Origin of the sequence: Stieleria mannarensis (assembly GCF_014154935.1) — a bacterium.
GTDB lineage: Bacteria > Planctomycetota > Planctomycetia > Pirellulales > Pirellulaceae > Stieleria > Stieleria mannarensis.
Window position 1 is genome coordinate 184,442 of sequence record NZ_JACEHH010000002.1, and the last position, 12,870, is coordinate 197,311.

A 12,870-nucleotide genomic window follows, 5' to 3' on the forward strand; every position below is an offset into this window, starting at 1 on the left:
ATTAATCCTTGGAACCCTGTTTGTATCGAAACGGAATGCTTTTGACGATTTCCAAAATCAACGTTTGGGCTTTGTAGTCGTCTTCGGCCAATGTTCGCGAAATCGACTCGACCACGCATGCATCTTCGTTGGTCAGCCCCCGTGCCAGGGCATAGCCGAGCATCTTTGACGTCAGGTTGCGGATGAATTGTTCCTTCCGCTCCATCAATAGCCTCTTCAACTCGTCCGGCCCGTCAAAGGTCTCGCCACTGGGCAGTTTTCCGCTGGCATCGATTGCGACTCCATCGGCCTCGGTTCGCCACCGACCGAGCACGTCATAGTTCTCCAGCCCAAAACCCAACGGATCCATCGCCTGATGACAGGACGCACAGACGGGATCGGATCGGTGCAATTCCAGCCGTTCCCGCAGTGATGTGGGGTTAGCCGCGTCGCCGTGTTCCTCAAGTTCCGGCACATTGGGTGGAGCCGGTGGCGGAGGCGTGCCCAGCAGCGTTTCCAAAACCCACTTGCCTCGCAGCACCGGGCTGGTTCGGTGTGGGAAGGATGAAACGGCCAAGACGGCGCTCATGCCCAACAACCCGCCGCGGCGATCCTTCTCACTCAGTTCCACCTTCTTGGGTTGTTCACGAAACTCACCTTTCACCTTGTAGTGCCGGGCGAGCGTTCGGTTGACGTAAGTAAAATCGGAATCGATCAGGTTCAACAGCGAACGGTTGTCGGCCAGCAAGTCTTCGAAAAAGAAGATCGGCTCGTATTTCATCCCGCCTTCCAGCTCGGAATCGTAACGTTCGGCGACCGATTTGTCGGGTTTGAATTCACGTCCGAGCGCCCGAGTGCCGAGCCATTGCTCGACGAAACTGGTCGCAAACTCACGGACCTTCGCGCCACGTCGCAACCCCCGGCGATCGACGTCGCTGCGCAGCATCCGCGCGACCTGCTCGGCAAGTACTTGCTCGTCGTGCAATTTTTCTTCCGCCGCCAGCCGCATCAGTTCTGCGTCAGGCATCGACGCCCAAAGAAAATACGACAACCGCGATGCCATTTCGTAGTGGGACACCAGCGTCGGTTCATCGGACTCGGCCGGCTGTTCGTACAAGAACAGAAACTTTGGCGACACCATCGCCGCGACCAACGCGAACTCGATCGCACTGGAATAGGACTCGTCTTCCTGAAAGACGTGATTGAACACTTCAGCGTACTCGTCAATTTCCTCGTTGCTGACCGGGCGCCGAAACGCTTTGGGCAGAAATCCGGCAAGCACTTCACGCGCGGCTTGTTCCGGCGAACGTTTTTCGCCCGGAGTCGACGTGATAATGCGTTTTCGATCGTCCGGGTCTTTCAACGCATGGCCGATCGCGGAACGGGCCGCGTCGAGGTACTTCTCCGCGTAGATCGGGGAGATAAACAGCGTCTCGGCTGCGTTGTCAAACCCTTCGCCGCCGGCGCCGTCGTCAGGCAACGCATGCCCCGCGTTGATCGGGATTCCCAGCAAGTCACGCACGGTATTGGCGTATTCAGTCCGATTGAGCCGTCGAAGCATTGGGCCGCCCGGAGACACGCCGTCGTCACAAACCGCTTGGTAGATCGTGTCGCGAATCCAAGCGACAAACGCGGCCCGGGTTTCTGGCTCGGGAGAGTCGTATTCCTGCGGAGGCATTTGGCCTTCATGAACACGCGTCGCAATACGGTTCCATGCTTCGATCGCACTGGAGACATTTTCGGCGGACGCAAAGCCTTCGAAGTCCAGCCCCGACTCCGCGTCTTCGCCCTGATGACAATCGATGCAATAGGTTTGAACAAAGTCGACCGCACTGCGATCGGAGAACTCAACCGTGTCCTGCGTGACGGAACCCTCGGATGCCGAGTCCTGTGCCGTCGATTTCTCAGCTGCCGAATTATTCGCAGCGGCGTCATCTGCAAACGCAGTGTGTCCGCCAACGTTAACAGCGAGTACGAACACCACCAGTGGCGCGCGGACGTGACGGGCAAATCGTGATGCCATAGGAAATTGTCGAGGTGGGCAAGAGCGTGTTTCGCTGGGCGGATCCAATTGCCCGGCGCCAACAGATTGGCTGCAAACGGACGAAACGGCTCCCGGCGGATCGAGCGGCTCCTGGCAAGTCCAACAGCCCCTGCGGTTCGCTCTTCGTTGTAGGATGGGCACTCGATTATAGACGACGTTCATCCTGACGAATACTCGAATCGATTCGGATCGTCGTTTTCCCTCCCAACTATCCGCCGCGTCTTCGAGAGTTTCCCGCATGAATTGCCTCCCAATCCGGCGTCGCCCCAATCCCCCCCAATCGATTTCTCGCCGACATGCCCTGACGATGGCCGCCGGGGGCGCCGCCGCAATTCCGCTGGCGACGTCACTGTGCCCCTCCACCGCCCAAGCGGCCAGCGACCAGGCCCCCCTGAATCGCTTCCCAAGAATGGTCCAGGAATTCTTTGTTCAGCAGTTGCGACAGTTTGAAAACGAACATCGACGCACGCTTAATAAGTTGGAGACCGAAGACGACGCGCGGCAATACGTCCAATCGGTGCGGCGGCGTTGCCGGCAATCGTTCGGGCAGAATCCTCCGAAAACGCCCTTGGCCGCGCGAGTGACCGCTCGCGTCGAGCGTGACGCCTACCGCATCGAAAACGTGATCTTTGAAAGTCGTCCCGGTTTTCCCGTCACCGCCAACCTGTACATTCCCAATCAATCGTCCGGGCCGATGCCCGCGGTCGTGGGGACTTGCGGTCACAGCCACAACGGAAAAGCAGCCGAACCCTATCAAGCCTTTGCGCAAGGGCTCGCGCGACTCGGCTACGTCTGTTTGATCTTTGACCCGATCGGTCAGGGCGAGCGTCTTCAATACCCCGATGCAAACCTGAAATCCGAAATCGGTGTCGGGGTTCGTGAGCATCTTTATGCCGGCAACCAACAGTTTCTCATCGACGAGTTCTTCGGCAATTGGAGGGCCTGGGACGGAATCCGTGCGCTCGACTACTTACTGACTCGTCCAGAAGTCGATCCGGCGCGGATCGGCGTGACCGGCAACTCGGGCGGCGGAACGATGACGACCTGGTTGTGTGGTCTGGACGATCGTTGGGCGATGGGGGCGCCGTCCTGCTTCGTCAGCACCTTTCGCCGCAATTTGGAAAACGAACTGCCGCAAGACACCGAGCAGTGCCCGCCGGATGTGTTTCCGCTGGGGTTGGACCACAGCGATTTTTTAGCGGCGATGGCACCCAAGCCGGTCATCATCCTAGCCAAAGAGCAAGACTTTTTCGATGTCCGCGGCGCGGAAGAAACCTACCAGCGACTGCGGCGGTTGTACAAGTTGCTCGGGGCCGAAGACAACGTGGCGCTGTTCGTCGGCCCCAGCGGACACGGTTACTCGCAAGAGAATCGCGAAGCAATGTATTCCTGGTTCAACCGCACCGCCGGATTGACCGATCAGCAGACCGCCGGGATGTTCGACGGCGTCCTGTCTACGACAGGAAAACTCGCTTACACAACCGAGCCAGAGATCACGATCGAAAAAGACGAGACGTTGTGGTGTACCGAGCAGGGACAGGTGGCGACGTTACAGGGGACGCAGACAATCTTTGATTTCACCCGTGAGAAATCACAACAGCTTGCCGATGCACGTGCCCAACCGCGCGGAAAGGCACTACGCAGCGCGCTTGTCGACGTGCTGAAACTCAACCTCGAAGGACTTGCCGCTCCGGACTACCGAAACTTCGCCTACCTTCGGGCAGCCGGGTATCCTTCGAAATACGCGATGGGTTACACCGTTGCGATCGAGCCGGGTATCAACGCCGCCGTCTATCGCTTGACCGACACCCGCTGGCATGCGCGGCCGCCACGCGACGGCAAACGCGCCATCCTGTACGTAGCGCACTTGTCCAGTGACGCCGAATTGCGAAATGAGCCGATGATTCGCGATCTGATCGAATCCGAACCGGAAACGCCGTTCTTCACGATCGACGTCCGCGGCATCGGTGAGTCGCTTCCCGGCACCAGCCAACCCGGTACGTTCCACAGCCCCTACGGCAGCGACTATTTCTATGCGATCCACAGCGTGATGTTGGGACGACCGTACGTGGGGCAGAAAACGTTTGATGTGCTCCGCGTACTCGATTGGCTTGAGTCGGTTGGTCACACAGAAATTCACATTGCCGGACTCGGCTGGGGATCCTTGCCGGCAACCTTTGCCGCCGTCCTTTCCGACCGCGTCCAACAGGTGACGCTCAAAAACGCTTTGACATCCTACGCCGCGATCGCAGAAAGCAAGCACTACGATTGGCCGCTGTCGACGTTGCTACCTGGCGTGCTGACGCGATTGGATCTGCCGGATTGCTACGCCGAACTGACGTCGAAACAGTTGAAGCAGATTGATCCGAAAGGAGCCTAAATCTTCCTACCTCGATACTTGCTGCGTCAAACGAGGTGAGGAGCGGGAAGGCAGAATGATCTGCCGGCGGAATATGAAATACCCGTAGGCGAACGCCAGACGGCTGATCTCGAGCGAGTGCATCAGAATCGAAACCGCCGAAATTCCACCCGCGAAAACTCGACGTAAATCGCAAGATTCTGCGCAGCTCAGGTGAAGCTTGGGAACAAGACGAGGGCGTTCCTGATCGTCCGGCACGTCCGCGACGTGCCATGCGAGGCCCCTCGCTAACGAGGTCGAACGGTTTGTTGCCTCCTAGATCTATCAGGCGTTTACGCCTTCACCCTCCCTGCCAGGGAGGGTGAATTCCCAAAAACCACACCACCTCCAACGCTGTGGGCTGGCGTGATCGGATCCAATTCGCAACGTGATCGCAATCAACCAGCCGTCGACGGATTCTGCTATGGCAACTGCGGGACCACCGCGTTGCCGGAATCGTCGATCGGGTACACCGCGTTGTGCTCCTGGAGCGCGTCGATCAATCCCTGCATCATCCGCTTGAGCACCTTCGGTCGTGACTCGGCCAGATTGGTGGATTCGAACGGATCGTCGGCCAGGTTGAAAAGTTCATAGTTGCCGTCGGCGAACTGAATGTGTCCGCCCGAGGTTTTCGTTTCTGGCAATGCGTGATAGATGACTTTCCAATCGCCGTCACGCCAGACGGTGAAGTAGTTGCTGCGGTGTGGTCCGTGGGGATAGTGCATCAAGAACTGTTGCGGACGCCTGGCATCGGGTTGCCCGGTCAGCAGAGTTTGCAGGGGAGCGCCGTCGACGACGTGGTTTTCAGGGACCGTTGTTCCGGTGAATTGAGTCAACGTGGGAAACAAGTCTTCGACCGATGCGACTTGGTGTTGAATCGCGCCGGCGGGAATTTTCAATGTTTGCTGGTGCACGTTGTCGGGATTGCGTTTGGCCCAGGCGGCGATCAACGGCACTCGCATTCCGCCGTCGTAGTGGGCGCCTTTCTTTCCCCGCAGCGGTTCGGCACAGGCGACGGCGTGCTGATGTCCCAGCGGTGCGTCACTTCCGTTGTCTCCGAGAAAGAAGATCAGCGTGTTTTCCGCGACCCCCAGTTCATCGAAATGGTCCAACATGTCATTGAGTGATTTGTCCATCCCTTCGATCAGCGTGGCGAATGCTTGGGCATTGACGGGTTTGCCGGAGTCCTCGTAGTGGTCGGCAAACCGCGGATCGGAATCAAACGGGGCGTGGACGGCGTAGTGGGAAAAATACAGGTAGAACGGTTTGTCCTGCTCGACGGTTTCCGTCACGCGTTTCTTGGCTTCGATGGTCAGCGCCTCGGTCAAAAACGTGTCGCTACCGTGATACTTGTCCAAACCCGGGACGGCATGGTGGGCACGCTTGGTCCCCGCTCCGTAGTTCTTCTCCGCGTAGTAGCTGCCGGGGGCTCCAAATGCGGCTCCGGCGACGTTGACATCAAAGCCCAGGTTCAACGGTTCGGCGCCTTCGTATCCGGTCGGACCGAAGTGCCCCTTGCCGACGTGAATCGTCGTGTAGCCTTGTCCTCGCAACAGGCCCGGCAAGGTCACATCGCCCTCTTTCAGTCCCGTCCAATTCCAATTCGGCGCACCGTTTTTTCCCGCGTTGTCTTGCCGTGGATTGATCCAATTCGTCGTCCGGTGCCGGGCCGCGTTCTGTCCCGTCATGATGCTGACGCGTGTCGGCGAACACACACTCATCGCATAGAACTGGTTGAATCGAATCCCCTGTTCCGCCAATCGCTCCATGCCAGGGGTCCGGTAGTAGTCATTCAGCGGATAGCGTTTTGGATTGCCCGCATCATCAGTCAAAAAGGGAACGGACGTGTCCATCATTCCCATGTCGTCGACCAAGAAAACCATGATGTTCGGTTGATCAGCGGCGTGACTTGGTCGTGACGCGACGAGGACGGTGGTCGCGACGGCAAGCAAGAAGTAGAGCGATTTCATGACTGTCGGTGTCTGGGGGAGGATCGGTGGGAGTCGCAGATCCCAGATTGTAGCCGGAATCTTGACACCGGAACGCGTCTGCCCCACGGAAACGAGATTAGAGCGGCCCTTCGATTTGCAACCAGTTGATGCAGGTATTGCTGCCCTCGATGCCGGAGCCGATGTCCAGTGTCAATACACCATCACGGACGGTGACCTCGCCAGTCGCCTCGATAAATTCGGCCTCGGCGGTGTTGCGCCGGTCGATCAGCGGCTGTCCTTGGACAGAGACCGATTGCGAGGTTTGGTCGTGCGCGGCATCGCCGACGCACACGGTGACGCGGTAGTTGCCGCCCGGCAGCAGACACTCCCAGCGTGCTCTGGAGCGGGTGAACACGAACGTGTCACCCGGGCCTTCGATCCGATTCCGCTTGCGTTGGTTTTGGCGGAGGTTTTCGGTCCAGCCGAAGCCACGCTCATGCTGGAAAACTTGCCCGCGATCGGCGACGAATCCTGCCGCTTGGCTGACGTTAGGGCCGCAGAAATCAATGGCGCGAAAAAGTTGGTCGATCTGATGGGGAACACCATCTTGATCGGGCGGCAACTGGCGTCGATCGATCTCAAACCGAATCGGTGCGTTGGACGTGAACAGCAACGCGTCGTCCCGATCCGGAATTCCATCGGCGTCGGCATCGTCAACGGTGTGGCGTTGAAATTGTCGGCGCTGCCAACCTTGCTGCTCGATGACCTTCCACCACTGGCGACAAAACTCACCGCGACTGCCTCCCGTCCATTGCGGCGGTCCCTGCGTTTGGCCGCTTCGGGCGACGACCTTCGCGATCCAATCCGGGCTCGCCGGATCATCAGGCCGAACGTCGACGTCGCGAACTTCCAGCGGAAGCATTCTCAACGCCGCCAGTCGATTGATTGCTACAAACGCAGGATGGCTCGGGGCCAAGTCGCGGAAGGGCCACAGCAAGATTGGAGTCGACGATTCAACTTTGCCGCACAACGCGTGACGGACAGACTCCAACAGTTCGCGGTCGTAGGGGATCTGGCGTGGGGCCACACCAGAACGCAAGGCCACCGCCGCGGTCGCTCCGGCCGCTTGGCCGACGTGAATTCGTTGGTCATGCAACCGGATCGCGGCGCTGACGATGCTGCTGAAACCGAGATTCCCCTGGGCGCCGAGCAGGCCATTGAAACGTTCGGGGACGAGACTCCGGAGCGGAAACACGTTGCGGTCGCTCAAGAAACTGGTGTGCCGCAGTGGTTTGTGGTAGTCGATCCACGGGCCATTGTTTCGCCCCGCATCGCTGTTCTTCAGGGCATCTCTGTTCTCGCTGCCCAAGTACGTCCGCCCGGTGCGGTGGAAATCGTAGTGGAACTGCCACGCAAACAGCCCATCGGGATACATCACCGCGGCAAATCGTTCCGTCGCCTTGTGCTTCGTTTCTCCGTCACGGTTTCGCCCGTCTTGTTCACGCATCATGTACATCGCTTTCAGCCGCAATGATTCACGGATGTACGGCTTTGGCGGCAGGTGGTCCGGTGTGCCGAACTCGTCACTTAGATGAAACCGACGGAAGGAGTTTGTTTTGTCGGCCGCTCGATCGTGGACGAAGTTTTGCAGGTGATACAACACGCCGAGGGCATGCTGTTTTGCATCGCGAAAGATGATTTCACGCTGTGGTCGCGACAGGACAACAATGTTCTTCTTCGACGCGCCGGGCTCGGTGGCCTCGAGTGCTTCGGCGACGTGGGCCGGCAACCGTTCCAGCGGGTAATCTTGGCCGTTCATGTAGTTCAGCAGAATCGCCGTCTTGCCGTCGCGACTGGTTCGGCCTTCGACGATTCGGCGAACCGAATAGACACTTAATTGTCGTTGGGAGCTTTTATCGGCGTCGGGCCAATGTTGGATCGCGCCCAGGTGGATGTTATTGACGTCCCAATCCAAGTTGCGATAGGTGTCCAAGCTGAAGCGGGTCGCGCGGGGGTAGTTTCGATCGTCAAATCGTTTCGGCTTTTCGATTGGTGTTTCGTGACTTGATTCCGCAACGATCATCGCCCAGGTGATCGGGTTCATCTCGTTCGGCGGGGCGTTTTTCGGAGCACTGGGCTCACCGTAACGCGATGGCGGATCCGGGCCGCATTCAAACGCCGCTCCGGAGACCTGGATCACATCTCCCCAGTCCGACGCGTCGATCGTGATTTTGGCGCGGACGTGCAGGTCCGCGATGGTGCCATCGACCGGCGCGAACCACAGCCCTTTTAACTCTGGGATCGCCGCCGATCGGTCGACGTCGGCGCGAACTGGATAGCGATCGGTGATCAGGGTGACTTGCCCGTTGGTGAGATAGGGATCGAGCATCTCGCGAAAAATTGCTTCGGCTTCCGCCGGTCGAAACGTCGACGGTCCGTGATAGGGCCTGCCCGGCATCGGCGAGCCATATTTCTCGGTATTGAAGGCTTCGATGCGATCCATCAGTTCTTTGAACAGACCAAAGCGATGAAAGGAACGCTTCATCGGATGCCAGTCCACGCCCCAGCCGACTTTACCGACGCCCTTGTTTTCGTCGACACAGGCGAGTGCTTGTTCGGTGAACTGGCCGCCGAGCCAGCGGCCGTCGTGCACGATCACAATTCTGGGGACACCCAACCGAGCCGCTTGGATGGCAGATGCCCAACCCGATTCGGTGCCACCGACGATCAAGAGGTCTGCGTGAATCTCATCGGCTGATTTTGCCGTGGGAGTGAAAACGAGCGGGCCAAGTAAAAGAACGAAGACAAAACGCATGCCGCAAGCACCAGGGTCAATGACGCGATGAGGAAGGAAGAAGCAACGGGGGAGACAGTGGGATAGGCTTCCAGCCTGTCTATGCCGCCATGACGTCTCAAGCAGCCGCGCCCAGACGCTTCCGGCCAATATTAAATTAACTCTTTGATCACTTCACCGTGATCCATCACCACATGGGGCCGACCGGATCGATCGTGAATCATCCGTCCTGGATCGATGCCCAGCTGACGATAGAGGGTTGCGACGACGTCGGCATAGTCGATGGGACGATCCGTCGCTTCGCCGGCGACCTTATCGGTTTGGCCCAGGAGGACGCCGCCCGGCATACCGCCTCCGCCCATCACTCCCATCGACAGCCGCGGCCAGTGGTCTCTGCCGCCCTTGTTGTTGATCTTTGGCGTTCGTCCAAACTCTCCCCACGCCAGAACGGTGACGTCATTCAACATGCCTCGCGAATCCAGGTCGGTTACCAAGGCGTGGAAACCAAAGTCGAACAGCGGGCCGAGTTGTTGCATCCGGTTGTTATTGTCGGCGTGGGTGTCAAAGTCACTCAGTGAGATGCTGACCACACGCACGCCGGCTTCTACAAGACGTCGCGCCAGCAGAAACTTCAGCGCCGCCTCGGGGCCTTCGCTGGTGTAGGACCGGGACCCACCGCCAGCCTGTTTCGGGGTGTAATGCTCGATCACCCGTGGATCTTCTTGATCCAAATCCATTGCCCCGGCGAACGCGCCGGAAGTCAGAATGGTGTAGGCCTGCCTTGTAAAATGATCCATCGCGTCCATTTCACCCGAATCGTCCAGCGATCGATTGAATTGGTCCAGGCGTTTCAGGAGCGCCAGCCGATCGTCGATGCGGTCGACCGGCAGCGATTGGATCAATTTCAGTTCCGTCTTGTGGCCATCGCCCAGTCGTGCCAGTTCGCCCTTCATCCCTTCTTCGAGTTCGCGGTGGAACCGATCCGAGATGTCCGGTCGAAACGGTTTGACGCTCGGACCTAAGAAGCCTGGACGGGCGCTATTGCGGACCAGCGGCCGACCCTGCATCAAGTCGACGAAGTTCGGCACCTGATCTTGTGGAGAGCCCAGCAAGTGACTGACCACGCAACCGAGCGCCGGTCGGCCGCCGATGGATTGCAGGACGGTTTCCTTGTATCCGCTTTGGCATTGAAATGCATGGTGTTTGCCATCGGCCCCGACCAGGGAGCGAAGAAAAATCAGTTTGTCTGCGATCGTCGCACATTGCGGCATCAATTCGGTCAGACCGATTCCGGGCACGTTCGTCGGGATTGGCGCGAACGGACTCCGCAGTTCGGCCGGAGCGTCCGGCTTGGGGTCGATCAGGTCCATTTGCGGCGGACCACCATCCAGGTGCACGACGATGATCGACTTTCGCGACGATTCGTTCCCTGAACGGGCGTCGGCAGCCAGTAGTTCAGGCAGGCTCAGCCCGGCGATCCCGGAGGAACCGGCGCACAGGAAGCTTCTGCGTCCAAGGCCGGTACAATTGGCAAACCGACGGCCCGAATCGAATCGCATCATAATAAAGACTCCCCCGATCACGGCGACAACAAACGTCCACCCATCCTATCACGAACCACGCCCCCCCGCCGAACCCACCCCCAAATCTCCCCCAGGGACACGGCACCCCATAATCAGCTCGCACCGGGAACGCGCACCGGAATCTCCCCCAGGGGACCGCGCACCGGGGACATGGCACGTGCACCGGGGCAGGGCGCGAATTTTTGTGCCATGTCCCCGTCTTCACAATGTCCCCGTCTTCACATGATGTCACCGCCTTCGCGCGCCCGTCTTCAACCGCAATCCGGGGACACGCAATCCGGGGACACGGCTTGATTGAACGTGCCATGTCCCCATTGTTAAGTTGCTGATCCGCAAAGCGGGGGCGGTGCGAGACGCGCGGGCAGGGCTCCAACCGTTTGGGGCTGCAACCGTTTGGTGGCGAAGTCGGAACGGCCGGTTTCGGTAGCAGAAGGTCGGTTTGTGATTTCCCAAGCGAGTCTGCGGTCTTGAGTAGTCAAATCACGAAATAATTTGGGAAATAGTCCGCATCGGCGCGACGTGATCATGTCCGCACTTACAGGGCAAGCACGCAGGTTTGGTAACGCCGTGCCCAGGTGACCTGCAATTTCGTTGGCAGAGCAAGGTGATCCGCGCAACGTGGCAGGCGTCGTCGTCGGGGAATTCGCCAGAGAGAGGGGGCAATGGCCGAGACGCGCGATCGAGCTAAGCCGCTTGGGAAAATAGCTCACGGGTCTGCTTGCGAACATGGAACGGACGGCCGGTTTGTTTGCCGCGCTGTTGATCAATGTTTTCCGGTAGCCCGGCCATGGTGGTGAAGAGGTCGTCGAAGTCAGCGACCAATTTGAGCCAAACCGTCGGTGAGAGACCGAGGCGGAGCAAGATCGGGGGCATGTCTTCCGGGGTTCGCCCGGGTTTTCCGTTGCGAACCTGTCTTGCCGACCAGTCAAGCAGCTCCAAGTACTCAAGGCCACTCATCGACAGGAAGCCCTTGTCGCTGCACCGTGCGCCGTTTCCACTCGGTAGCGGGCCAGGGAGCGTGATCGCCTCGCCAAGGTCGATGGGGGCCAAAAACGAGTCTGGCAGCGATTCAGGGTCCTGTGTTGACGCGGCGTCATCTGCGTCTGCCTCTGCGGCGGTTTCATCAGCTTGCGTCGCTTGTTCTTCCGACTCGACGGCGGCGATCCGTCGTTGTGCAGACGTGTGGTCACTCATCTCCAGCGTTTCGGCCATGCAGGCACGAATCCAATTCAGATCCACGTAGACGGCGCAAGCCAGCACGGATTCCTCGTCGATCACGGGAATGCCCTTGAAACGGTCTTCGAAGAACCGACCGCCGGCGTCGTCTTCTCGATTGGCACGCTGTGCGATGCGTTGGTTCAGTAGTCGCATCCACCACGAGACATCGCTGAGCCGCAGTCGCAACTCTTCAACCCGAGTCGGACAGTTGCGGATCGTGTCCAATTCAGGTTCCGAGGGCGGAAGAGCGTTGCCGTCGTTGTCTTTGCGCTTCGGACAAATCATCAACCAACGTCGGGCCACTTCGGTGTCGTCCCAGGTTTGGACGATATCGGGGCGTGAACGCAGCAGCTGGTGATGATGTGTGGAAAGAACCGAGAATGACAGCACGTCGATCGCAAACTGGGCAGCAAATCGCTGAATGAGTTCATCGACCCATTCTTTTCGATGATCGTAATTCTTGTCCGATCCGGGGGCACAGCCCATCAAGTAGCATGCCCGTGTCGTGCGGCTGATGGTGTGGACGATTTGAACCTCACGAGGGTCAAGCTTGTCGCCGCGATTAGAGCGTGTCATCGCATCCTCCTAACAAAAAAACTCGTTTTAGCTGTCGCCGCGACTTGAAGCTTTTCTTCAAATATCGCAGTCAAAAACGAGTCGTTTCTTGCGACTCCACGAAGCCTGATTTCACCGCGCATCCGGCTAAAAGTCAAGCATCTTCCGCGACAAATCCGGGATCCCAATCCGATCGTTCACGATCTTTTGATATCAATCAAAGATTAAAACCTGCCGTGTCCCCGGACAGGTTGCTGTGTCCGCGGACAGGTTGCTCTTGGGGACACGGCATGTCTGTTGTGCCGTGTCCCCGGGCGGTTGTGTCCCCGGGCGGTTGTTGCTGTGTCCCCGGGCGGTTGTTGTGTCCC

The 12,870-nt window shown here is 58.7% G+C and carries 6 protein-coding genes; 1 reads left to right on the top strand and 5 read right to left on the bottom strand.

Features of this window, described 5'->3' with window-relative positions:
- Nucleotide 1: 1 nt before the first annotated feature.
- Nucleotides 2-2,002 carry a DUF1592 domain-containing protein gene (locus H1B37_RS02040; protein WP_182864941.1) on the bottom strand — a complete coding sequence of 667 codons (2,001 nt, stop codon included), beginning with the start codon at nucleotides 2,000-2,002 and terminating at the stop codon, nucleotides 2-4.
- A gap of 259 nt (nucleotides 2,003-2,261) precedes the next feature.
- Here H1B37_RS02040 and H1B37_RS02045 point away from each other — a divergent pair, with 259 nt between their 5' ends.
- Nucleotides 2,262-4,403, top strand: a complete 2,142-nt coding sequence (locus H1B37_RS02045; protein WP_182864942.1) for an alpha/beta hydrolase family protein — start codon at nucleotides 2,262-2,264, stop codon at nucleotides 4,401-4,403.
- Nucleotides 4,404-4,843: 440 nt separating this feature from the next.
- Here H1B37_RS02045 and H1B37_RS02050 read toward each other — a convergent pair whose 3' ends face one another.
- The 4 genes from H1B37_RS02050 to H1B37_RS02065 all read right to left on the bottom strand — a co-directional run bounded on the left by H1B37_RS02050 (nucleotide 4,844) and on the right by H1B37_RS02065 (nucleotide 12,523).
- Nucleotides 4,844-6,391: a sulfatase-like hydrolase/transferase gene (locus tag H1B37_RS02050; protein WP_182864943.1), complete on the bottom strand. Its 1,548-nt coding sequence runs from the start codon at nucleotides 6,389-6,391 to the stop codon at nucleotides 4,844-4,846.
- 97 nt (nucleotides 6,392-6,488) lie between these two features.
- Nucleotides 6,489-9,167 (bottom strand): FAD-dependent oxidoreductase, encoded by a 2,679-nt coding sequence (locus tag H1B37_RS02055; protein WP_182864944.1) that lies wholly within the window; start codon nucleotides 9,165-9,167, stop codon nucleotides 6,489-6,491.
- Nucleotides 9,168-9,298: 131 nt separating this feature from the next.
- Nucleotides 9,299-10,708, bottom strand: a complete 1,410-nt coding sequence (locus tag H1B37_RS02060; RefSeq protein WP_182864945.1) for a DUF1501 domain-containing protein — start codon at nucleotides 10,706-10,708, stop codon at nucleotides 9,299-9,301.
- Between the two features lie 705 nt (nucleotides 10,709-11,413).
- Complete coding sequence (locus H1B37_RS02065) at nucleotides 11,414-12,523, bottom strand: hypothetical protein (RefSeq protein ID WP_182864946.1); 1,110 nt, start codon at nucleotides 12,521-12,523, stop codon at nucleotides 11,414-11,416.
- Nucleotides 12,524-12,870 lie beyond the last annotated feature (347 nt).